This window comes from Streptomyces sp. NPDC088252 (assembly GCF_044740965.1).
GTDB lineage: Bacteria > Actinomycetota > Actinomycetes > Streptomycetales > Streptomycetaceae > Streptomyces.
Window position 1 is genome coordinate 62243 of sequence record NZ_JBIURS010000021.1, and the last position, 22159, is coordinate 84401.

Consider the following 22159-nt stretch of genomic DNA (forward strand, 5'->3'; position numbering starts at 1 on the left):
TCAGCCGACCGCCGGAACCGTTCCGTCCGCCTCGTCGGCGCCACGCGTCGTGCCCGGCACCGTCAGCGGTATCTGTGGTCCCGAGCACTCCCGGAGCCAGCGCCGCAGCACCTCGTGCACCTGCTCGGCCCCGACCAGCTCCATGCCTTCCGTCACCGGTGCCGACAGGTCCGCCGGCCAGAGCAGGAACGGCCGGGACTGCTCGCCGCCCAGACCGCCGTGCGAGCCGATCTGTTCCTCGAAGGCGTGCACACGGCCCGTGGGTTCGTCGTACATCGAATTCACCATGATGTCGGCGACGTGCGGGAAGGTGTCGGTGCGGCGCACCGCGTCCGCCGCGCCGGGCCCGAAGGACGCCAGCGGCCCCTCTCCGTCCTTCAGTTCCGACAGCGGGATCTCGACTCCGCCGCGGCCCAGCACCACCGATCCGTGGCGCTCGCTGCGCACCAGCAGAAAGCCGATGCCCGGATGGTTGGAGAGGGTGCCGAGCAGTGCGGGCCGGCTCCGGTCGAGCTGTTCGCGCGAGGCCCGCCCCGCTATGTCGGGGAAGGAGATCAGGCCGAGGTTGCCGGAGGCGAGGACGACCGGGTCGGACGGTTTCGCGCGGTGCTCCGCCTCACTCTCCTCGACCGGCCGGCGGTGCAGGGCGATCCGTACCGCGTCACGCGCCTCCGAACCGCTGCGGGTGCGCTGTGCCCGACGAGGCACGGGCAGCCCGCAGCCCGCCCGCACCAGGTCCTTGAGCGTCAGCCCGTACGCCCCCGCGAAGGTCTCTCCGGGGCTCTGACCGTGGTCGGAGAGCAGCACGATCCGGTACCTGCGCGGGGTGTGTTCGGCGACCTTGACGATCAGGGCGAGCGACCGGTCCAGGCGCGCGAGCACCTTCTCCGCGTCCCGGCTGCGCGGTCCGGAATGGTGCGCCACCTCGTCGTACGCGACCAGGTCGGCGTAGACGGCGGTGCGTCCGGCGAACATGTCCCCGATGACCGCGGCGACCACCACATCACGTTCGACGACGGTCGCGAAGGCGCGGATGAAGGGGTAGAGCCCACCGCGCTTGATCCGGGGCGCGTCCTTCCGGATCCGTGCCCGGGTCGACTGGCCGATCTCGCGGCAGACCTCGGCGACGAACGACACCGCGGTACGCACGGCATTGGCCGGGTCGGAGAAGTAGGCGAAGTATCCCGCCCTGGAGCGACGGCCCTTGCCGAGCCGGGCGGCCATGGACAGAACGAGCGCCAGCTGGTCGGCGCCGCCGCTGAAGAGGTTGCCGCGGCTGGCTCCGTCGACCGTGAGCAGTCCGCCGTCATGGGTGCGTGCGATGGCCCGGCGCTGGAGTTCGAGTGCGCTCGCGGGGCGGCTGGAGACCATGACGTCGCCGGTCTCCTTCTCGTACCAGCGGAAGGCGGGGATGTCGTGGTTGCTGCCGTGCAGGATGCCGAGCTGGCTGGATCCGGTCTGGCTGGACCAGTCGGTGCGCCAGGGTATGAGCCGGTGGCCGTCCTCGTGCGCGAGCCACCGCGCGACGGTCGGCATCAGGCCGGATTCGGCGGCGTCGGCGAGCACGTCGTGGCCGACGCCGTCGAGCTGGATGAAGACGGTGCCCGGCGGTCCGCTGCGCCCGCTGTCCGCACCGCTGCGCCGTCGGCGACGGTCCGCGAGCCGGGAGAGGCGGCGCCGGTAGGCGTTGTCGTCGCGGACGGCGAGCGCCGTGGAGGTCGCCGAGGCGACGGCGGACATCACCGCCGCCACGACGACCGCGGTCTCCGGGTTGGCGGCTCCGCGCCCGTCCGGGATGAGCCGCAGGGCGAGCAGCAGCAACGAGCCGTTCAGGAAGAAGACGAGCATCCCGAGGACGAGTGCGGGCACGATGAGCAGCGCCCGTACCAGGACGGGCCAGACCAGTGCGGAGAGCAGTCCGAACGCGCCGGCGCCCCAGGCCGCGGTGAACGCGGTCTTGGTGATGCTGTCGCCGTCGTCGGACTGGAGCTGGAAGTCCGGCAGAATCCCGGCGAGTGCCAGCATCGTGAGCGTCGATACCGCCCACACCACAACCACTCGCATCAGGGCGTTGCCGGCTGTTCGCCATCGCCCGTCACCCACGCCGTTCCCACCTCACGTCCGGACCCCTCCGATCCGGGCCCTCGCGCCCCAGCCTTTCACAGCGGGGCCGCGGGCCTCGACGACGGCGGTCGGGGGCGGTCAGCAGCCGTCGTATCCGGCGGTCGGCATGGAGAGCCGACGATGCACGCTGGCCTTCGTACGGGCGCTGTAGGGCGGCTCGTCGAGTCCCGCGAGCTCCAGGCGCACGCCGCGCCGCTCGCACTCCGCAGCGAACTCGGGTACCGAGGTGAGGGCCCGCGCCAGCACCCGGTCGTTGGCGGCGACGAACAGTTCGACGTCGCCGCTCTCGACGTCCGTCCACAGGGCGTGATGGTCGGGTCGCAGTCCGTAGAGGCGCAGCTGCCGGGTGACGACGTATCCCTTGTCGGCCGCCCAGCGGGCACACATGTCGTGCTGGCCGCGGGTGTCCACGAGGAACGGATCGCGGTCCAGTTCTTCGAGCGGCGTGAGACTGGCGATGGCCGCCACCCGTACGTCCTGGCCGTCCCCCATGGCCGTTCCCCCCGTGCTAGGCGTACGGGCGACCCTACTCCCCCGGCTCCCCCGCAAAAAGGCGCGTGCGGGAACGGAGGGAGCGCGGAACACGGACACGGAGCAGCAGTGCGCCCCCGCGCCGGGCGGAACCGGGCGGGGGCGCATGTGGGAGGCAGGGGTCAGAGCGACGTCATGACGTGCTTGATCCGAGTGTAGTCCTCGAAGCCGTACGCGGAGAGGTCCTTGCCGTAGCCGGACTTCTTGAATCCGCCGTGCGGCATCTCGGCCACGAGTGCCATGTGGGTGTTGATCCACACGCAGCCGAAGTCGAGGTTCTTGGACATCCGCATCGCCCGCGCATGGTCCTTGGTCCATACGGAGGACGCCAGCGCGTACTCGACGCCGTTGGCGTACGCGACGGCCTGGGCCTCGTCGGTGAAGGACTGGACCGTCATGACGGGGCCGAAGACCTCGTTCTGGATGATCTCGTCGTCCTGCTTGAGGCCGGAGACGACGGTCGGGGCGTAGAAGTAGCCCTTCTCACCGACCCGGTGGCCGCCCGCCTCGACCCTGGCGTGCTCCGGGAGGCGGTCGATGAAGCCACTGACCTGGGCGAGCTGGCCGGCGTTGTTGAGGGGGCCGTACAGCACGTCCTCGTCGTCCGGCCGCCCCGTCTTCGTGTCGGCCGCGGCCTCGGCGAGGGCGGCGACGAACGCGTCGTGGACGGACTCGTGGACCAGGACCCGGGTCGCGGCCGTGCAGTCCTGGCCGGCGTTGAAGAAGCCGCCGACGATCAGGTCCTCGACGGCCTTCTCCAGGTCGGCGTCCTCGAAGATCACGGCCGGGGCCTTGCCGCCGAGCTCCAGGTGGACCCGCTTGACGTCCTTGGCCGCGCTCTGCGCGACCTGGATGCCTGCCCGCACCGAACCGGTGATGGAGGCCATCGCCGGGGTCGGGTGCTCGACCATCGCACGGCCCGTCTCGCGGTCGCCGCAGATCACGTTGAAGATGCCGCGGGGCAGCTCCAGCTCCTCCAGTACGCCGCCGATGATCTCGGCGATCAGAACGGTGGAGGCGGGGGTCGTGTCGGAGGGCTTGAGCACGACGGCGTTGCCCGCGGCGAGCGCCGGGGCGAACTTCCACACGGCCATCAGCAGCGGGTAGTTCCACGGCGCGACCTGTGCGCAGACGCCGACCGGCTCGCGGCGGATGATCGACGTCGTCCCGTCCATGTACTCGCCGGCCGAGCGGCCTTCGAGCATCCGCGCCGCGCCGGCGAAGAAGCGGACCTGGTCGATGGCCGGTGCCAGCTCCTCGGTCCGGGTGAGGTGGAGCGGCTTCCCGGTGTCACGGCTCTCGGCGGCCACCAGCTCGTCGGCCCGTGCCTCCATGGCGTCTGCGATCCTCAGCAGGGCCAGCTGCCGTACGGACGGCGTGGTGTCCCGCCAGACGGGGAACGCGGCAGCGGCGGCGGCCATCGCCGCGTCGACGTCGGCCTCGCCGGAGAGCGGGGAGGTCGCGTAGACCTCGCCGGTGCTGGGGTCCACGACGTCGAGGGTGCGGCCGTCCGAGGCGTCCGCGAGGACGCCGTCGATGTAATTGCGGAACGTGGTGCTCATGGAACCGGTCTCTCTCGTGGTCGGGCTCATGGTCGGGCGGCGCCGGGCCGTGTCCGACAGATCCCGCGCGGCGCGCGACGGGCGAACGGCGGCATGTGTCGGACACGGCCCGGGGGTGGGACGTGTGGTCGGGCGGTGATTCCGGTGGGAGGCACCGTCACTCGGCCGTACGGGCGGACAGGTGCTCGTGCACGGCGGGCCAGCTGCCGTCGGCGGCGCGGGCGAACACGATGGTCTCCCGCTCGTGGACGGTCTCCTCGCCGGCCCTGGTGGCGATCGTGGTCTCCACGTCGTGGCTGAATACGGCCGTGGAACCGTGGTGCTGGACGAGCTGTCCGGTCGAGACGCAGCGCACGACGCGGAAGTCGTCCTCGGTCACCCACCGCTGCCACAGCGCCCGGTACTCGGCGGTGGATCCGAGTCGCTGCGGGGTGGAGTGGAAGACGAAAGTGGCGTCCGGGGCGAAGGATCCGAAGTAGTCGTCGAGGCGGCCGTCGGCGAAGGCGGCGATCAGTGCGTCGGCCGCGGCCCGGACTTCCTGGACGGGGGTGGTGCTCATGTACGGCTCCTGGTGACGGTGCGGTGGGGTGGCGCAGGACCGGGCCGATCAGCTCGCGGTGGCCGGTTCGGCGGCGACGGTCTCGTCGTCCGGGGCGCCCGTGATGGGCGGAACGGCCGTGTCCGACGCCCTGACGAGGCGGGGGCCGTCCGGGCCGTACACTCCGCGCGGTTCGGGGAAGAGGGTGAGCAGGCCGAGGTAGACCACCGCCGCGAGGCCCAGGGCGACCGGCAGGGAGATGTCGGTGCCGTTCGCCAGGTCGCCGAGCGGGCCGACGAACTGGCCGGGCAGGTTGGTGAACAGGAGCGCCACACCGGCGGACAGGAACCAGGTGGACATCCCCCGCCAGTTCCAGCCGTGGTTGAACCAGTAGCGGCCACCGGTCTGACGGCGGTTGAAGACCTGGAGCGCGTCCGCGTCGTACCAGCCGCGCCGGGTGACGTAACCGAGTGCCATCACGATCATCCACGGGGCGGTGCAGGTGATGATCAGGGTGGCGAAGGTGGAGATGGACTGCGCGAGGTTGAGCGCGAAGCGGCCGAAGAAGATGAAGGCGATCGACAGGGCGCCGATGAAGAACGTCGACTGCACCCGGCTGAATCGGGTGAAGACGCTGGAGACGTCGAGGCCGGTGCCGTACAGCGCGGTCGTGCCGGTCGACAGGCCGCCGATCAGGGCGATCAGGCAGAGCGGCAGGAAGTACCAGCCGGGCGAGATGGCGAGCAGTCCGCCGACGTAGTTGGGGGCGGCGGGGTCGAGGTACTTGCCGGCCTCGGCCGCGATGATCGAGGCGGTGGCCAGGCCGAACACGAAGGGCAGCAGCGTGGCGATCTGGGCGAGGAACGCGGCGCCCATCACCCGGCGGCGGGGCGTGGTGGCCGGGATGTAGCGGGACCAGTCGCCGAGGAACGCGCCGAAGGAGACCGGATTGGACAGCACGATCAGCGCGGCGCCGATGAACGACGGCCAGAACAGCGGGTCGGCGGTCGAGGTGAAGGTGCCCGCGTAGCCGGCGTCGAAGTCTCCCGCGAAGGCGAAGGCGCCGAGGACGAAGAGTGCCGAGGCGGCGACCACCGCGATCTTGTTGACCATCAGCATGAAGCGGAAGCCGTAGACGCAGACCACCAGGACGAGCCCGGCGAAGATCGCGTACGCGATGCCGTAGGTCACGTCGGACTCGGGCAGACCGGCGAGCCGGTGGGCGCCGCCGACGAGCGCGTCGCCCGAGGACCACACGGAGATCGAGAAGAACGCCACCGCGGTGAGCAGCGAGAGGAACGAGCCGACGATCCGGCCGTGCACACCCAGGTGGGCGGAGGAGGAGACGGCGTTGTTGGTGCCGTTGGTCGGGCCGAACAGCGCCATCGGGGCGAGCAGCAGCGCACCCGCGACGAGGCCGAGCAGTGTCGCCGCGAGTCCTTGCCAGAAGGAGAGTCCGAACAGGATCGGGAAGGCGCCCAGCACACAGGTCGCGAAGGTGTTGGCGCCGCCGAAGGCGAGCCGGAAGAGGTCGACCGGACGGGCCGTGCGGTCGGCGTCGGGTATCCGCTCGACACCATTGGTCTCGACTTCGGTGATCGAGGCAGTCACGGGCGCTCCACCTTTTGTTCATGGGGACGGTCCCACAGTCTGTGGCCCGTGACGACGGTCGACAATTGTGCAGATCACAGAGCAGTACGCTGTTGTCTGTGGCCGACAACAAACTCACCGTGGAGGATCTGCTCTCCTTCCCCGCTCTCCAGCTCTCCGTGAAGGCGGGCAGCGGTGGGCTGGGGCGCTCCGTTTCCTGGGCGCACGCGAGCGAACTCGCCGATCCGACGCCCTGGCTGCTGGGCGCCGAGGTGATCATGACGACGGGCCTCGCGGTGCCGCGCACCGCCACCGGGCAGCGCGCCTATCTGGAGCGGCTCGACGACGCCGGTGTCTCCGCGCTGGCGCTCTCCGCGCAATTGCACATGCCACCGCTGCACGACGCGTTCTTCCGGGCGGCCGAGGAGCGTGGCTTCCCGGTCCTGGAGGTCCCGCTCGCCGTCCCGTTCATCGCGGTCTCCCAGGAGGTCGCCGCCTCGGTCCAGGAGGACGCCCGGCACCGGCTCGGCGCGCAGCTCCAGGTCTTCGGCTCGCTGCGCTGGCTGGTCGCCGAGGACCTGGACACGCCGACACTGCTGCGCCGCCTGGAGCGCCTGTCCGGTTACGACGTGTATCTGTGCACGCCGCAGGGACGTCCCCTCCTGCCCGGTGTGCCGGTGCCCGAGCCGGGCGTCCTGCCCGCTTCCGTGGACGCCCCGCCGACCGTGCCCGGCGGGTTCGTGCTGCCCGTTCCGGCGCCCGGCGGCCCGGCGGGGTTCCTCGTCGCGTACGAACGGGAGGGTGCCCAGCCCGCCGGCCTCGCCGTCGTCCAGCACATCGCCACGGTGGCGGCGCTGCGGGTCGCGATGGTGCGCAACGAGCGCGAGACGCTGCGCCGCGAGGGCGCGGAGACCCTGGCCGAGCTGCTGCAGGAGGTACTGGACCCGGAGACGGCCCGGCGTCGGCTCGCCCGGCACGCGATCGAGGGCGACACCGTGCTGATCGTGGTGCGGCAGACCACGGACGAGGCACTGCTGCGCTGTCTCCAGGACCATCCGCATCTGCTGCTCACCTGGGGGACGGACCGGTATGTCCTGGGCGCGCCCCGGCTGGCGGGGGAGATCGGTGGACTGCCGGACGTGGCGGCCGGGATGAGCCGCCCGTTCCTGCCCGGCGCCGCCCTGCGGGTGGCCCAGCGCGAGGCGCTCTGGGCGGTTTCCAAGGCGGTCGAGTCGGGGCGCTCCGTGGTCCGCTACGGCGACGACTCCCTGGGCCGCTGGCTGCCCGAGGACCCGGCGGTCCTGACCGCGCTGGTCGAGCATGTACTGGGCGAGGTCCTGCGCTACGACGAGGCCCACGACTCCCAGCTGCTGGTCTCCGTCCGTACGTGGATGGAGCGGGACCGCCGCACGGAGACGGCTGCGACCGCGCTGCACATCCACCCCAACACCCTCGCCTACCGGCTGCGCCGCTTCGGCGCGCTGACCGACCGTGACATGGCGTCGACGGGTGCGCTGACGGAGGTCTGGCTGGCCATCCAGGCGGCGGGGGCGCTGGGCCTCACCGACTGACCGCGACCGGCCGGGACGGCAACCGGCCGGAGCAGGGTCACCCGATCCGGTCACGGCACTAGGCTCGTTGCAGGGCCGGAACAGCGAACCCGGAAACGAGGAGGCACCGCGTGCCGGTGGAAGTCACCTGGTGGGGTCATGCCACCTGCACGATCGAGGACTCCGGGGTCCGGGTGCTGACCGATCCGCTCTTCGTACGGCGCTTCGCGCATCTTCGCCGCCGGCGCGGGGAGCTGCCCGGCCCCGAGGCCGCGGTCGCCGATGTCGTGCTCGTCTCCCATCTGCACTCCGACCACCTGCATCTGCCGTCGCTGGCCCGGCTCGCCCCCGGGAGCCGGCTGATCGTGCCGACGGGAACGGTGCGCTCCGTGCCGGGGCTGAGGATGCTCCGCGCGGTGCGCGGGCTGCGCATCACCGAGGTGGGACCGGGCGACGTGGTCCGGGCCGGCGAGGTTCGGGTACGAGCGGTTCCCGCACTGCACGACGGCAGGCGCCTGCCGATGGGCCCGCATCGCTCCCCCGCGCTCGGCTATGTGGTCGAGGGCGAGGCGCGGACGTACTTCGCCGGTGACACCGGGCTGTTCGACGAGATGGCCGGGGCCGTCGGCCCGGTGGACGTGGCACTGCTGCCGGTGGGCGGCTGGGGTCCGTATCTGGGGCACAGCCATCTGGACGCCGGGCGGGCCGCGCAGGCGCTGGCCCGGCTGGCGCCGCGGTCGGCCGTGCCGGTGCACTACGGCACGTACTGGCCGGTCGGGATGGACGCGGTCAGACCCCACGAGTTCCACTCACCGGGCGACGAATTCGTCCGCAAGGCGGCCCTGCTGGCACCGGAGGTGGCGGTGCACCGGCTTGCGCACGGCGAACAGGTGCGGCCGGAGGCCGCCAGGTGATCCAGGAGGTCGTGAGACAGCTGCCCCCCGAGTCGACGCAGCAGGCCGTCGGATATCCGTCCCTGTTCCTGCTGGTGGCGCTGGGCGCACTGGTGCCCGTGGTGCCGACGGGGGCGCTGGTGAGTTCGGCCGCGGTGGTGGCGCTGCACCAGTCGTCGCCGTTCTCGCTGCTGATCGTCTTCGGGGTGGCGTCGGCCGCCGCGTTCCTCGGTGACATCTGCCTGTACTGGCTGGGTCAGCGCGGTGTGCGGTCGAGGAACGGTTCGAAGTGGCTGCGGACGATCCGCGACCGGGCCGCGCCGGAGCGGCTGGCGCAGGCGCAGCAGAAGCTGGACGAGCACGGCGCGATGGTGCTCGTGCTGTCGAGGCTGGTACCGGCGGGACGGATTCCGGTGATGCTGGCCTGTCTGCTGGGCCGGATGCCGCTGCGCCGGTTCGCCCGGGGGGATGTGCCGGCGTGCCTGGCCTGGGCGGCGACGTATCAGCTCATCGGAATACTCGGCGGTTCGCTCTTCCCCGAGCCGTGGCAGGGCGTGGTCGCGGCGGTGGCCTCGACGCTGCTGATCAGCGGGGCGCCCGCGATGTGGCGCAGGACGCGGGCCCGGTTCAGCCACTGATCGTGCGGGGCACCGGCTCCAGCACGCGGGAGCCGCCGATCGGCAGGTCCCAGAGCCGGGTCCGGGGGTGTCCGGCCCGCTGCCAGGCGGTGCGCAGCCGGGCCAGCGGTTCGAGTACGGGCTCCGCGGAGAGCACGAAGGTCGCCCAGTGCATGGGCGCCATCGCGCGGGCGCCGAGGTCCTCGTACGCCTGCACGGCCTCCTCCGGATCGGTGTGCACGTCGCCGAGCCACCAGCGGGGTTCGTACGCCCCGATCGGCAGCAGGGTCAGATCGATCCCGGGGTACCGGCGGCCGATCTCGCCGAACCAGTGGCCGTATCCGCTGTCCCCGGCGAAGTGGACGCGCTGCCCGCCACGGTCGGCGGTGTCGATGATCCAGCCGCCCCAGAGGGAGTGGCAGGTGTCGGTGAGGGTCCGCTTGGACCAGTGGTGGGCGGGCACGAAGTCGAAGCGGACGCCGCGCAGGCGGGCGGATTCCCACCAGTCGAGTTCGGTGACACAGGTGAAGCGGCGACGGCGGCACCAGCGGCCGAGTCCGGCGGGGACGAACAGCGGGGTGTCCCTGGGCAGCCTGCGCAGGGTGGGGGCGTCGAGGTGGTCGTAGTGGTTGTGGCTGATCACGACGGCGTCGACGCGTGGCAGGTCCTCCCAGCGGACGCCGACCGGCGTGATCCTGGGCGGGGTTCCGAGGATGCGCCGGGACCAGACGGGATCGGTGAGGACGGTCAGTCCGCCGGTGCGGACGATCCAGCTGGCGTGCCCGGCCCAGGTGACGGAGGTGGTGTCGGCCGCCGTGTCCGGCAGGGGTTCGGGGGCGTACGGGAGCCGGTGGACGCCGCGCAGTCCCTCCGTGTTGGGCCGCAGCGCGCGTTCACGGGCCAAGCGAGTCATGCCCATGACACCGGGGAGCGGCGCGGTGAGCCGGTCGGCGAAGGATCTGGGCCAGACCCGGACCTCACCGAGCGGGCGTGGTCCGACGACCTCGCCATGGGCGATCCGATGCGCGGGGGCGGCCCCCGCGGAGGAGCGCCCGGTCTGTTCCGTCATCGAGAAACTCCCGTCTCGGTTCGGCGTCCCGGTACCGGCGCCCGTCCGTCATCGGAGTTCGTCGAGAGCCGCTGCGAAAATGCTCAGGGCTTGAGCCACGTGCGGCAATTCCAGGGGCTCCACAGCGGTGAGGGACTCCGTCTGCTGCTCCGGCGTCGACCCGAGCAGCGTCCCGGTGCCCAGCCGTACGCGCAGCGCACCGAGTTCGTCGCCGAACCGGTGTCCGCCCGGCGTCGGTGCGCCGAGACGTTCCGTCAGGTACTCCTCCAGCTCCAGCGAGTCCGTGACCCCCCGGTCCGCCAGCCGGGACCTGAGCGGGCCGAGATCGGCGTAGAGATGGCGCCCCGCCTGCGGGGGCCTGGCGAGCGCACCCGCCGCGAGGACCGCGCGGTGGGCCGCCGCGGCGATCCGTGCCTGGAGCGCGGCGGCCCGGCGCACCCGCTCCGTGACGGCATCCGGTTCGCGCAGCGCGTGGGCGGCGGCCATGGCGACCGGTCCGGCGACCAGCGCACCGAGTGCGGTGAGGATGTCGAGGGTGTGGGCATGGCGCACCGCCGCCCGCTCGGTGTCCGGGAACCGGGCGACCGCGACCGGCCAGGCGGACGGGGTCAGCGCACCGGCGAGGTCGCAGACGACCGTGACGTCGTCCGGGCACATCTCGGCCGGGCTGAGCAGGACCGTGTCGTGCGGCCGGTGCAGGGTGTCGCGCCAGGTCTCGTCACTGACGATGTGCAGCCCCTCGGCGACCGCGGCCTCGCACGCCTCGCGCACGAGTTCCGGCGGGGCGACGGTGGCGGTCGGGTCGTCGACGACGGAGATCAGCAGCAGCCGGGGCCTCCCCCCCTCGGCGCGCACCCTGCGTACGGTCTCCAGCAGCGCGTACGGATCGGGCACGCCGCCGCACTCGGCCGGGCTCGGCACATGGTAGGCGGGCCTGCCCAGCAGCCGGGCCTGCGGAATCCAGGTGGCCGTGCAGGGGCGGGGCATGAGCACGTCGCCACCGTGCGCTGCGATCAGCGCGAGCAGCAGCGGCGAGGCGCCCGGGGCGGCGGCGACGCGCTCCGGGGTGCCGTGCAGTCCGCGCCGCTCCCAGTAGGCGGTCGCGGCCTCGCGCAGGGCGTCGCCGCCACCGGTCGGTTCCGGTGCGCTGCGGCCGGCCGCGGCGGCGAGCACCTCGGCCAGCTCGGGCACGACGGGCAGACCGGGATCGGGGGCGGGCGGCCCGTACCGGACGGGGCCGCGATCCTCCCGTACGCGGCGCGCACCCCCGCCGCCCTTCTGCCTCCGCCCCGCCCGTCCGGTCCGCTCGGTCCGCTCCCGCGCCATCCGGGCCTCCTTCGCCACTGCCCCGTCGTCTCGCGCTCAGGGCCGTTGAGCACTCAGGGCCCTTTATACGAGGGATCCATCGGCGGCGCCCGCCCAGCGGAACCGTCACCGGTGGGAGCCGGGCTCAGCCCGTGAAGGCCGTACCGGGCAGCCCGCGCCCCGCGTCCGGCAGCACCAGCAGCGAACCGGAGAGCGGATGCGGTGCGGCGAGCCCGGTGCGGGCCGAGGTGATGTAGAGATCCCGCAGGTCCGCACCGCCGAAGGCGCAGGCAGTCGGGCGCCGCACCGGCAGGGCGACCGTCCGGTCCAGGACTCCGTCGGCCGTGTAGCGGCGGACCGCGGCGCCGTCCCACAGCGCGACCCAGACGGCCCCCTCGACATCGACGGTCAGACCGTCGGGGAATCCCGCGCCCTCCTCGACGACGGCGAACGGACGCCGGTTCACGGCGCGCCCGCCGTCGAAGTCGAAGACGTCGATACGGCGTGTGGGGGTGTCGATGAAGTACATCAGCCGCCCGTCCGGGCTCCACCCGATGCCGTTGCTGCAGGCCACGACGGGGAGCACCGGGGTGACCGCGCCGTCGGGCGCGATGCGGGCGAGGCTGCCGCCGGGCTCCGCACCGTCGTCACGCATGGTGCCCGCCCACAGCGCCCCGTCCGGGGCGACTGCCGCGTCATTGCCACGGCGTCCCGGTTCGGGGTCGTGGACCAGCCAGCGGAAGCGGCCGTCGGGGTCGTACAGTCCGATGCCGTCCCGCAGATTGACCACGAGTCCGCCGCCCGCGCGCGGTTTGGCGGCTCCGACGTGCTGTTCGGTGGCCATGACCGTACGACGGGCACTCACCGGGTCGTAGGTGTGCACCCGGGCGGAGACGATGTCGACCCAGATCAGCCGGCCGGTGGCCGGATCCCAGGTCGGTCCCTCGCCGAGCTCGGCCTGCTCCTGTACGGCCACATCCAGGCCTGCGGTGGTCATCTCTGCCCTTCGTGGTGGACGGACCGGCCGGAGAGCGCATCGGCGTCGTGGAGCACGGAGCCCGCCGGTGCCTCCTCGCGCTCCTCGGTCCGCGGATCACGGGTACGGAAGGGGAGAACGCGACGACGCCTGTGCAGTCCCGCAGCGACACGGCGCCACGGCCGGCATCGGGAACACAGAGTAGTCGCGCGCCACATGCCGCGACAATGCCGACACCTACGGGCGATGGACAGGAGCAACGGACGGCCTCGGGCCCGTCGGGGGGGGCAGGGCGAGCGGCCGCGAGGGCGGTGCGAGCGGCCCGGCCGGCACGTCGGCGCCCGACGAGGCCCCGACCGATGGAGCTGGAATCGTGCCGGCGGACGCAGGCCGCCACGGGGCCGCCCTCCCGGCCCAGCGGCCCGTGCGCGGACGCGCCCGCTGGTTCGCCGCGCCCCGGCGGGGTAGGCGGTGTTCCATGTCCGCACCACGTCGTACTCCGTTCACCGGCCCGTCGTCCACCTCGCTGCGCGGCCGGCTGCACCGCCGGGATCTCGCCGTGTTCCAGGCCCTGGCCCACCGCGACTGGCCGGGCGCCCTGCCCGTGCTGCCACGGCTGAGCCGCAGCGCCGATCACGGGCTGCTGTGGTTCGGGGCCGCCGCGGGCCTGGCCGCGCTGGGCGGCAGCGCACGGGCCCGGCGGGCCGCGCTGCGGGGGATCGCCTCGCTGGCGGTCGCATCGGCCACGATCAACACGATCGGCAAGGGCGCGGTACGCAGAGAGCGCCCGCTGCTGGACACCGTGCCGGTGATGCGGCGGCTCGGGCGCCAGCCGTTCACGACGTCCTTCCCCTCCGGACACGCCGCGTCGGCCGCGGCCTTCGCCACGGGCGTGGCTCTCGAATCGAAGGGCTGGGGCGCCGTCGTCGCCCCGCTCGCCCTGTCCGTCGCCGCCTCCCGCGTCTACACCGGAGTCCACTATCCGAGTGATGTGCTGGCGGGTGCGGTGCTCGGCGTGGGGGCCGCGCTGGCCCTGCGGGGTGTCGTGCCGACCCGTGGACAGCTCCCGGCACCGGGGCGACCACCGGGCCACGCCCCCGCGCTGCCGGCCGGCCAGGACCTGGTGGTCGTCGTCAACCAGGCGTCGGGCACGGCGACCGCGACGGCCTCGCTGGTACGGGACGCGCTGCCGCGCGCCGAGGTGGTGGAGTGCGCCCCCGGGGAACTCCGGGCCGAGCTGGAGAAGGCGGCGGACCGGGGCCGGGCGCTGGGGGTCTGCGGCGGGGACGGCACGGTCAACGGGGCCGCGGCCGTCGCCGCCGCGCACGGTCTGCCGCTCGCCGTGTTCCCCGGCGGAACGCTGAATCATTTCGCGTACGACCTGGGCATCGAGACAGTGGACGACACGTGCGCCGCGCTGACCGCGGGCGATGCGGTCCGGGTCGACCTCGGCCGCTTCCGGCCCGGACCCGAGGGACCGGGAGGCGCGCACGGCTGCTTCCTCAACGCCTTCAGTCTCGGTGTCTATCCCGAACTGGTTCGGACGCGTGAGCGCTGGGCCCCGCGTATCGGAGGCTGGCCGGCGGGCCTGGTCGCGGCGTGGAAGGTGCTGCGGGGCGAGCGTCCGCTGGAGGCCGAACTGGAGGGGCGGCGGCGCCCGCTGTGGCTGCTGTTCGTGGGCAACGGGCTGTTCCAGCGGGTCGGTCCGGCGCCCGGACGGCGGCACAACCTCGGGGACGGCCTGCTGGATGTGCGAGTGGTGCACGGTGGCCGCACACCGGGCCTGCGGCTCCTCGCCGCAGCCGTCGCGGGTCCGCTGACCCGCTCCCCCGTGCATGCGGCGGAACGGCGCAGAAGGGTGCGGATCGCCGGCCTGCGACCTGGTACGCCCTACGCGTACGACGGCGAAGTGGCCTACAGCAAAACCGAGTTGATGATCGACAAGCTTCCGGAGGCACTGACGGTGTACTGCCCGATGGCGAGATGAAGGAGTCTGCCGGAATCCGCCGCGCACGGGCGAACCAGGGGTGGCCGACCGCCCGGCGCCACCCCCGGCTCCTACCGTGGGTCCACATATCAAGACCCCTATCTCATTATTCGACATCCGAGCGTACGGTGGCCGTACCGATCAGCGAGAAAGGATCCACGGCCATGCCGAAGGAGACCGCCGTCTACACCCACGGCCACCACGAGTCGGTGCTGCGCTCGCACCGCTGGCGCACCGCCGCCAATTCCGCGGCCTACTTGATCGATGAGCTCCGCCCCGGCATGACCGTGCTGGACGTGGGCTGCGGACCCGGCACCATCACGGCGGATCTGGCCGCGCTGGTCGCCCCCGGCCGGGTGACCGGCGTCGACTCCGCCCAGGAGGTCCTGGCCCGCGCGGCCGAGGAAGCGGCCGAACGCGGCCTGGACAATGTCGAGTTCGCCACCGCCGACGTGCACGCCCTGGACTTCCCCGACGACTCCTTCGACGTCGTCCACGCCCATCAGGTGCTCCAGCACGTGGGCGACCCGGTGCGGGCGCTGCGCGAGATGCGGCGCGTCTGCCGACCCGGTGGCATCGTCGCCGCCCGCGACAGCGACTACGCGGCGATGACCTGGTACCCCGACCTGCCCGGCATGGACTCCTGGCAGGAGCTGTACGGCCGGGTGGCCCGAGCCAACGGCGGCGAACCGGACGCCGGACGCCGACTGCTCTCCTGGGCCCGCCAAGCCGGCTTCACCGACATCACCGCGACCGCGGCCAACTGGTGCTTCGCCACCCCGGAGAACCGCGCCTGGTGGAGCGGGCTGTGGGCGGACCGTACGGTCGGCTCGGTGTACGCGGAGCAGGCCGTGGCGGGCGGCCACGCGAGTACCGAGGAGCTGGCGGCGATCGCCGCGGCCTGGCGGGAGTGGGGCGCGCGGGACGACGCCTGGTTCATGGTCCCGCACGGCGAGATGCTCTGCCGGGCCTGATCGCCGCCAACTACCCTTGCCCACATGGATATTCTGGGAACCACGCTGCGCATCTGTGTCGACGACCTGGAGGCCGCGGTGGCCTTCTACGAGGACCTCACAGGCAGTTCCGCGCTGCGGTTCGACCGTGGCGGGGTCTCGGTCGCCGCGATCAGCTGCTTTCTGCTGATGAGCGGCCCGGAGTCGGAGCTGGAGATCCTGCGCAAGGTGACGGCGACGATCGCGGTCAAGGATGTCGACGAAGCCCACGCCTCCCTCACCCGTGTCGGCGCCAGGATCCTCGCCGGGCCGGTGCCGACGCCGGTGGGCCGCAACCTGATCGCCGTCCACCCGGACGGCTCGGTCTTCGAGTACGTCGACCGGAACCTGACCGTTTGACGGGCGGCCGTCCGGCCCGCGACCACCCGACGGGGATCGCCTGCCCCACGGCTGTCCCAGGGGCCGCCGCCCCGGGCAGCCGCCCGGCCCGCACCGGTGGAGACGGTGCGGGCCGGGCGGTCTTCGCCGTCACGCCCTGGGGCGCATCCGGTAGTTGTACCTGTCCGGCAGCGGCTCGTCGGTGAGCTCGGCCCACACCTCGTCCAGGATTTCCGCGCCCTCCCGCAGATCCGCCACCTCGAAGCCCTCGTCGAAGACGGCCCGAGCGGCGGCGCGGTTGCCCTCGGCGATCAGCAGCCGGGCCTCCAGCAGGCGGAAACGGCCGCGCTGTCGATGCTCCGCGCACAGACCGTTCCACACCGTCCGGGCCGCTTCGGGGCGCCCTGCCGTCAGCAGCACCTCCATCGCCTCGCGTGCGAGCGCCGCCGTGGCGGACATCCAGGCGTCCGGGTCGCCGTCACCGTCGGGGCGTTCCGCGCACATGCCGTCGAACGCCTCGGTGTAGAGGTCCGCGGCCCTGTCCCAGTGGGCGCCCTCCTCGGCCGCGACGGCGAGGCAGCGCAGCAGCGGCCAACGGGACGGGGCGAGGGCCAGGCCGCGCTCCCAGCTGCGGACCGCCTGGGCGCGGTCGCCCGCGTGCCACTGGGCGACGCCGAGGTGGTACTCGGTAAGAGGTTCGGCGGAGGCCGTCTCCAGCATGTCGCGCCAGTGCGGGGAGACCAGGGAGGGGCCGGGCGGGACCGGCCCGCGTGGTTCGGGGAAGGTGCCCTGTTCCAGCAACTCCAGCCAGGGTTGCTGCTGTTCACCGAGAGTCGACTCGGCGAACGGCGTTCCGGGGAGCCGGTACGTGCCTCGCCGGACTTCGAGGGCACCCCAGCCGGAGCCGGTGGCGAGCGACTCGCCGGGCTCGGTGTCGGCACACGGACGCCAGGCCGCGTACGCGGCGTCGACATCGGCGCGCGGCAGCGCCTCGGCGAGCCGCCGCTCGGCCTCGGCTCGGGCCGCCGCCCAGTCGTCGCCGTGCACGGCCGCGGGGTCCGCGGACAGCGGTCCGTACGACTCCAGCCAGCTGAACTCGGCGCCCGGTGCCAGGGGAATGTGTTCCAGCTGGGTACGGGCGAGTCCGGCCTGGATCTCCGCGTAGCCGACGGTGCCCGGCTCGGTGAGCCACTCCTGCCAGCGCCGCCCGCCCGGCCCGCTCCCCCACAGGAACAGCTTCCGGCCGCGCAGCAGATCGGTGGACGTCTGGACGAGTCCCCTCCCGTCCTCGTCGAGGGAGGCGATCCAGCGGCGCGAGCCGTCGGGCACCTCGTAGAAGTAGTCGGCGGGGAAGTCGCCGCGCAGGGGGTACGTACGGTCGACACAGCCGGACTCGGGGACCGGGACCCGGGTCAGGGTCCGCTCGTAGCCGAAGTGCCAGGCCTCGTCGGCCGGGGCCAGCACGCGGGTGCGTTCGCCTTCGGGGACGGCGATGTTGGACCACCAGTAGACGGGTGCGGTGTGCTCGTGCGGATTGCGTATCCGTACGCCGACGTGCAGGAAGTCCGAGTCCTCGGGCAGCCAGAGGTCCACCTGGAACGGCAGGTCGCGCAGCCGCTCCCACTCCCACAGGCGGACCATCTCCCCGCCGTCGGGCGCGGGCACCCGGGCGGCGTGCACCGGGGCGCAGGACAGGGTGGTGTGGCCCGTGGCGCCGATGTTCCATTCGATGCCGCCGGAGAACCAGGCACCGTTGAGCGCGAAGTCGGCGGGCTGCAGGACGGGGTTGGTGTAGAGGAGTTCGCGGCCGGTGGGCTTGTGGTGGAGGGAGTGGATGCGTCCGCCGAGTCCGGGCAGGACGGTGGCCCGCAGCCGCTCGTTCTCGATGACGATCGTGTCCAGCGTGGTGGGGACGCGTCGGCGACCGTACCCGTCGAGGACGCGCACCGGCAGCACGGTGGCCAGTGGCTCGTAGCCGATCTGGCGTGCCATGTCACGTGGCAGTCCGGCCCGGTCGCGGTCGTCGACGACATGCATCTCGTCGAGCGGCCGCAGTGCGGGCAGCGGGTTCTCCGGGCCCAGTGGTGCGGCGGGCAGAGTCAGTACGGCACGTCGTACGGTCGTGGCCAAGGCAACCTCGCTCCCTCGCGCGGGCCGCCGCAGGTCCGGGCGCCCCCCCGATGACCATGGAACACGCTGGACAGCGGCCCGGCCAGAGGGGTCGCCGTCAGACTTCGGCAAAAGCGGGGCCCGGTCCAGGCGGCCGGAGGCCATGGACGTGCCGCCCGGAACCGCTCCCCGCGTGGAAGAGGCTGCGCCGGTACCGGCCCGTTCAGCCGAGATCCACCTCCGGCTCGTACATGTCCAGCCACATCGCGATGTCCAGGGTGCGCTCCAGCCCGCGACGGGAGGCCGAGGTGATCCCTGGTGCGTCGTGCTCGGCCACCCGTCGCAGCCGGTCGCGGTCGATGAGGTCGAAGACCCGGTGGTCCGGGCGCGCGAGCAGGTCGTGGGCGTGCTTCTGGAGCGCGACGGCGTACTTCGGGTCCTGGGTCGACGGATAGGGGCTCTTGGTCCGTTCGTACACGGACCGCGGCAGCAGGTCCGCGGTGGCCTCGCGCAGCAGGCTCTTCTCCCTGCCGTCGAAGGACTTCAGGGCCCAGGGGGTGTTGTAGACGTACTCGACGAGCCGGTGGTCGCAGAACGGCACGCGGACCTCCAGGCCGACGGCCATGCTCGCGCGGTCCTTGCGGTCGAGCAGGATGCGTACGAACCGGGTCAGGTGGAGGTGGCAGATCTTGCGCATGCGGTACTCGAAGTCGCTCTCGCCGGTGAGCCGTTCGATGCCGGCGACGGCGGAGTCGTAGCTGTCGCGGATGTACGCCCGCAGGCCCAGTGCCTGGTTCACGTCGTCGCGGAGCATGCCCGCGTCCTCACCGAAGTGCTCGGCGAAACGCACCAGCCAGGGGAACGTGTCGGCTTTCCTGGCCTCCTCGTCGAAGAACTGGAGGTAGCCGCCGAACACCTCGTCGGCCGACTCCCCGGACAGCGCGACGGTCGAGTGTTCGCGGATCGCCCGGAAGAGCAGGTAGAGCGAGGCGTCCATGTCGCCGAGGCCCATCGGGATGTCCCGGGCCCTGATCATCCGGGCGCGCACCTCGGGGTCGGCGAGGGTGTCCGGGTCGAGCACGATGTCGCGGTGGACGGTGCCCGCCTGTCGCGCCACGTCGTGGACGAACGGGGTGTCGGGGGTGGTACGCAGCTCGTCGGCGACGAAGTTCTCGGTCCGCCCGACGAAGTCGACGGCGAAGGTGCGGACCTTCTCACCGCTCCTGGCGAGCTGTCGGGCGGCGAGCAGGGTGACCGCGGACGAGTCGAGGCCGCCGGAGAGCAGGACGCAGCGGGGCACGTCGGAGACCAGTTGTCGGCGCACGATGTCGTCCAGCAGCGTCCGTACCCTGGCGACCGAGGTGTCCTGGTCGTCGGTGTGCGGGCGGGTCTCCAACCGCCAGTAGACGTGCCGGCGCAGGCCGCCGCGGTCGACGGTGACGACCGTGCCGGGCTGTACCTCGTACATGCCGTCCCACACGGCGTGGCCGGGGGTCTTGACGAGGGTGAAGAGCTCCCGGAGCCCGTCGAGGGTCACGCGGGGCCGGGCCAGCGGGTTGGCGAGGATGGCCTTGGGTTCCGAACCGAAGAGCACTCCGTCGGCCGTCGGCCAGTAGTAGAAGGGCTTGACGCCCATCCGGTCGCGGATCATGACGAGCTTGTCGTGGCGGCCGTCCCAGAGGGCGAAGGCGTACATGCCGTTGAGCCGTTCGGCGAGGGACTCGCCCCACTCCAGGTAACCGTGCAGCACGACCTCGGTGTCCGAGTCGGTGAGGAACCGATGCCCGCGGGCGGTCAGTTCCGTGCGCAGCTCAGTGAAGTTGTACGCCTCACCGGAGTAGACCAGGGCGACTTCACCCTCCGGTGTACCGACCGTCATGGGCTGGCGTCCGCCGGGCAGGTCGATGATCGCGAGCCGACGGTGCCCGAGCCCGGCGTGTTCGACCGTCCAGGTCCCCCGGTCGTCGGGACCCCGGCAGGCCATGGTCTCCGTCATCGCGTCCAGCGTCGCCACGTCCGCGGCTGCCCGCAGATCGCGGTCGAACGAGACCCAGCCGACGATGCCACACATACGCGTCCTCCCGATTCGGTCCAGGCCGGGAGAGCGGCCCGTACGCACGGTGCCGTCCTATGGGCGGCGTGCCGAAGGCTGGACCCGGCAGAACCAGTTGCATCTAGCAGCTATATGTCGAGCCTGTGCCTGCGATTGCGTACCGTCAACACGGTCGTTACGTGGATGGAGGCCGGCTCCTCATACTTTCGGCCGCCCCTTTCCCCTTCCTATACGGGACCGCCACGCTTCGCAGCCCGTACGGAAAGGGCCCACGGGCCCCGAAGGCGGCCCGAACAGGCCACGGGCAAAGACTTTCCCAATCCGGGATGCGCCGGTGGAGTGGACTCGGCGCGTCTGCGGACAGTCCGGTGCTGCCGATCAAGGCGACCGATCCGGGTGACCTGTCCGGCGGACCCGCTCGATTGTGCCCCTCTCGACATCGCCGCCAACGCCGCGGCCCACGCGGAGGCGGTCGGCCGGTCGGGGGCACGACTGGTCGTCTTCCCCGAACTGTCCCTCACGGGTTACGACCTCGCCGCTCCGGCCGTGTCCGCCGACGACCCACGCCTGCGCCCGCTCGTCACGGCGTGCCACGAGTCGGGGGCGACGGCCCTGGTCGGGGCGCCGGTGCGCGCCGCGGACGGGCGGGAACACATCGCCACCCTGGCCGTGACGGGCGAGGGCTCCCGCATCGTCTACCGCAAGATGTGGCTGCACGGTGAGGAGTTCGACCGCTTCGCCCCCGGTGAGAGGCCCGAGGCGCTGGTCGTCGACGGGCTGCGGCTCGGGCCGGCGGTGTGTTACGACGCCGCCGTTCCCGAGCACGCCGCGGCCACCGCCGCGCTGGGCGTCGACGCGTACGTGGCGAGCACACTGTACGGCTCCGGGCCCGAGCAGGCCGCTCGGCGGGACGGACACATGAGCCGGTCGGCACTCGCCCATGGCATGTGGGTGGTGCTGGCCACCTCGCCCGGACCGAGCGGGGTGCACGCCCGCACGTCGGGCGGCTCCGGCATCTGGGCACCGGACGGAACCCCGGCCGTGCAGGCCGGGCCCGAACCGGGCGCCGTGGTGTCCGCGACCGTGGGCACGGACCGGGCCGCTTCTAGGCGCCGTCCTGGCTCAGCATCTCGGCCGTGATCGCCCACCGCTCGTGGTCGCGCCAGGCACCGTCGATGAAGAGGAAGTCCGGCGAGAATCCTTCGAGGCGGAATCCGGCCCGTCGCACGAGGGCGAGCGAACCTTCGTTGCCGGGCTGGATGTTGGCTTCGAGCCGGTGCAGGCCGAGCGGCCCGAAGGCGTACCGCAGGACCAGCTCCAGCCCTTCGCTCATCAGTCCGCGCCCCGCCGCATGGGCGAAGGCCCCGTACCCGAGCGCGCCGCAGAGGAACCCGCCGCGGACGATGTTGTTGATGTTGATGAAACCCGCGATCCCGCCGCCGGCCCCGCCCGCGCGATCGCAGACGAGGAATCCGGCCTTCGTGGGGTCGTCGATCATCCGGCCCGCATAGGCCTCGTACGAGCGGGCGTCGACGGGCGGGAAGAGCCAGGGACCGTGCAGACCCCGGCTCTCCCTCGCGCGGGTGGTGAACTCCTCGGCGTCCGCCGGGGTGTAGGCGCGGATCGCCACACGGTGTCCCGCAGCCAGATAGTCGATTTCAGACATCCGGTCAGCCTAACGGCCCGGTGCACGATGGAGAGCGGATCGGCGAGCGGCGTCATGCGGCTTCGGAGCCGAGGCGGAGGAGGGAGGCGACGCGGAGCGTCGTCGACCGACGACGCCGGAGGCAAAGTCGCATGACGCCGGGAGCCCGCTCGCCATCGTGCACCAGGCCGTAAGGGCTGCGGCCGGCCCGTCGCGCGCGATTCCCCGCACCGGGCCTTCGAGGCTGTCCCCGACGGCTCAGTGGATCGACGTCGGCGC

The 22159-nt window shown here is 72.4% G+C and carries 18 protein-coding genes; 7 read left to right on the forward strand and 11 right to left on the reverse strand.

The features are described 5' to 3' along the window. The 5 genes from ACIOHC_RS32720 to ACIOHC_RS32740 form a co-directional block, all read right to left on the reverse strand. Positions 1-2103: a phage holin family protein gene (locus tag ACIOHC_RS32720; protein ID WP_401845139.1), complete on the reverse strand. Its 2103-nt coding sequence runs from the start codon at positions 2101-2103 to the stop codon at positions 1-3. Between the two features lie 99 nt (positions 2104-2202). Beyond that, positions 2203-2616 carry a hypothetical protein gene (locus tag ACIOHC_RS32725; RefSeq protein WP_351085113.1) on the reverse strand — a complete coding sequence of 138 codons (414 nt, stop codon included), beginning with the start codon at positions 2614-2616 and terminating at the stop codon, positions 2203-2205. 161 nt (positions 2617-2777) lie between these two features. Further along, complete coding sequence (locus ACIOHC_RS32730; protein ID WP_351085115.1) at positions 2778-4217, reverse strand: gamma-aminobutyraldehyde dehydrogenase; 1440 nt, start codon at positions 4215-4217, stop codon at positions 2778-2780. 157 nt (positions 4218-4374) lie between these two features. Next, a complete protein-coding gene (locus ACIOHC_RS32735) occupies positions 4375-4776 on the reverse strand; it encodes a nuclear transport factor 2 family protein (RefSeq protein ID WP_389637578.1) in 402 nt (133 codons plus the stop codon). A 48-nt stretch (positions 4777-4824) separates the two neighbouring features. Further along, a complete protein-coding gene (locus ACIOHC_RS32740) occupies positions 4825-6366 on the reverse strand; it encodes a cytosine permease (protein ID WP_351085120.1) in 1542 nt (513 codons plus the stop codon). 98 nt (positions 6367-6464) lie between these two features. Here ACIOHC_RS32740 and ACIOHC_RS32745 point away from each other — a divergent pair, with 98 nt between their 5' ends. The 3 genes from ACIOHC_RS32745 to ACIOHC_RS32755 all read left to right on the forward strand — a co-directional run bounded on the left by ACIOHC_RS32745 (position 6465) and on the right by ACIOHC_RS32755 (position 9426). Continuing rightward, positions 6465-7916: a PucR family transcriptional regulator ligand-binding domain-containing protein gene (locus ACIOHC_RS32745; protein ID WP_351085123.1), complete on the forward strand. Its 1452-nt coding sequence runs from the start codon at positions 6465-6467 to the stop codon at positions 7914-7916. Positions 7917-8026: 110 nt separating this feature from the next. Continuing rightward, complete coding sequence (locus ACIOHC_RS32750) at positions 8027-8809, forward strand: MBL fold metallo-hydrolase (protein WP_351085126.1); 783 nt, start codon at positions 8027-8029, stop codon at positions 8807-8809. After that, positions 8806-9426 carry a DedA family protein gene (locus ACIOHC_RS32755; RefSeq protein ID WP_351085129.1) on the forward strand — a complete coding sequence of 207 codons (621 nt, stop codon included), beginning with the start codon at positions 8806-8808 and terminating at the stop codon, positions 9424-9426. The genes ACIOHC_RS32750 and ACIOHC_RS32755 overlap by 4 nt, the downstream gene beginning before the upstream one ends. On the opposite strand, the gene ACIOHC_RS32760 is transcribed toward ACIOHC_RS32755, so the two are convergent. From ACIOHC_RS32760 to ACIOHC_RS32770, 3 genes are all read right to left on the reverse strand, one after another. After that, positions 9416-10474, reverse strand: coding sequence for an MBL fold metallo-hydrolase (locus ACIOHC_RS32760; protein WP_351085132.1), 1059 nt, complete (start codon positions 10472-10474; stop codon positions 9416-9418). The two genes, ACIOHC_RS32755 and ACIOHC_RS32760, sit on opposite strands and share 11 nt — an antisense overlap. A 48-nt stretch (positions 10475-10522) precedes the next feature. After that, entirely contained in the window at positions 10523-11800 is a 1278-nt protein-coding gene (locus ACIOHC_RS32765) for an aminotransferase class I/II-fold pyridoxal phosphate-dependent enzyme (RefSeq protein WP_401845144.1), read from the reverse strand. Between the two features lie 124 nt (positions 11801-11924). After that, positions 11925-12776, reverse strand: a complete 852-nt coding sequence (locus tag ACIOHC_RS32770) for an SMP-30/gluconolactonase/LRE family protein (RefSeq protein WP_401845146.1) — start codon at positions 12774-12776, stop codon at positions 11925-11927. A gap of 457 nt (positions 12777-13233) precedes the next feature. Between ACIOHC_RS32770 and ACIOHC_RS32775 the strand changes: the two genes are divergently transcribed. The 3 genes from ACIOHC_RS32775 (at position 13234) to ACIOHC_RS32785 (ending at position 16094) form a co-directional block, all read left to right on the forward strand. Further along, positions 13234-14742 carry a bifunctional phosphatase PAP2/diacylglycerol kinase family protein gene (locus ACIOHC_RS32775; RefSeq protein ID WP_401845148.1) on the forward strand — a complete coding sequence of 503 codons (1509 nt, stop codon included), beginning with the start codon at positions 13234-13236 and terminating at the stop codon, positions 14740-14742. A 164-nt stretch (positions 14743-14906) separates the two neighbouring features. Next, the gene (locus tag ACIOHC_RS32780; RefSeq protein ID WP_401845151.1) at positions 14907-15716 is read left to right on the forward strand and encodes a methyltransferase domain-containing protein; all 810 of its coding nucleotides are present in this window, start codon (positions 14907-14909) and stop codon (positions 15714-15716) included. A gap of 24 nt (positions 15717-15740) precedes the next feature. Further along, positions 15741-16094, forward strand: coding sequence for a VOC family protein (locus tag ACIOHC_RS32785; RefSeq protein ID WP_351085145.1), 354 nt, complete (start codon positions 15741-15743; stop codon positions 16092-16094). 129 nt (positions 16095-16223) lie between these two features. Here the strand turns inward: ACIOHC_RS32785 and ACIOHC_RS32790 are convergent, their stop codons facing one another. Together ACIOHC_RS32790 and asnB are read right to left on the reverse strand one after the other, a co-directional pair. Continuing rightward, a complete protein-coding gene (locus ACIOHC_RS32790; protein WP_401845153.1) occupies positions 16224-18203 on the reverse strand; it encodes a DUF5107 domain-containing protein in 1980 nt (659 codons plus the stop codon). Between the two features lie 202 nt (positions 18204-18405). Further along, positions 18406-20253 (reverse strand): asparagine synthase (glutamine-hydrolyzing), encoded by a 1848-nt coding sequence (asnB, locus tag ACIOHC_RS32795; protein WP_351080640.1) that lies wholly within the window; start codon positions 20251-20253, stop codon positions 18406-18408. Between the two features lie 378 nt (positions 20254-20631). On the opposite strand from asnB, the gene ACIOHC_RS32800 reads away from it, so the two are divergent. Beyond that, entirely contained in the window at positions 20632-21375 is a 744-nt protein-coding gene (locus tag ACIOHC_RS32800; protein ID WP_351080638.1) for a carbon-nitrogen hydrolase family protein, read from the forward strand. On the opposite strand, the gene ACIOHC_RS32805 is transcribed toward ACIOHC_RS32800, so the two are convergent. Next, positions 21341-21901, reverse strand: coding sequence for a GNAT family N-acetyltransferase (locus tag ACIOHC_RS32805; RefSeq protein ID WP_351080636.1), 561 nt, complete (start codon positions 21899-21901; stop codon positions 21341-21343). The two genes, ACIOHC_RS32800 and ACIOHC_RS32805, sit on opposite strands and share 35 nt — an antisense overlap. Positions 21902-22159: the final 258 nt, after the last annotated feature.

Excerpts from the sequence above, each read along its gene's own strand:
- ACIOHC_RS32725 (WP_351085113.1), bottom strand. The coding sequence starts at position 2,616 with ATGGGGGACGGCCAGGACGTACGGGTGGCGGCCATCGCCAGTCTCACG.
- ACIOHC_RS32730 (WP_351085115.1), bottom strand. The coding sequence starts at position 4,217 with ATGAGCACCACGTTCCGCAATTACATCGACGGCGTCCTCGCGGACGCC.
- ACIOHC_RS32735 (WP_389637578.1), bottom strand. The coding sequence starts at position 4,776 with ATGAGCACCACCCCCGTCCAGGAAGTCCGGGCCGCGGCCGACGCACTG.
- ACIOHC_RS32760 (WP_351085132.1), bottom strand. The coding sequence starts at position 10,474 with ATGACGGAACAGACCGGGCGCTCCTCCGCGGGGGCCGCCCCCGCGCAT.
- ACIOHC_RS32765 (WP_401845144.1), bottom strand. The coding sequence starts at position 11,800 with ATGGCGCGGGAGCGGACCGAGCGGACCGGACGGGCGGGGCGGAGGCAG.
- ACIOHC_RS32770 (WP_401845146.1), bottom strand. The coding sequence starts at position 12,776 with ATGACCACCGCAGGCCTGGATGTGGCCGTACAGGAGCAGGCCGAGCTC.
- ACIOHC_RS32775 (WP_401845148.1), top strand. The coding sequence starts at position 13,234 with ATGTCCGCACCACGTCGTACTCCGTTCACCGGCCCGTCGTCCACCTCG.
- ACIOHC_RS32780 (WP_401845151.1), top strand. The coding sequence starts at position 14,907 with ATGCCGAAGGAGACCGCCGTCTACACCCACGGCCACCACGAGTCGGTG.
- ACIOHC_RS32785 (WP_351085145.1), top strand. The coding sequence starts at position 15,741 with ATGGATATTCTGGGAACCACGCTGCGCATCTGTGTCGACGACCTGGAG.
- asnB (WP_351080640.1), bottom strand. The coding sequence starts at position 20,253 with ATGTGTGGCATCGTCGGCTGGGTCTCGTTCGACCGCGATCTGCGGGCA.
- ACIOHC_RS32805 (WP_351080636.1), bottom strand. The coding sequence starts at position 21,901 with ATGTCTGAAATCGACTATCTGGCTGCGGGACACCGTGTGGCGATCCGC.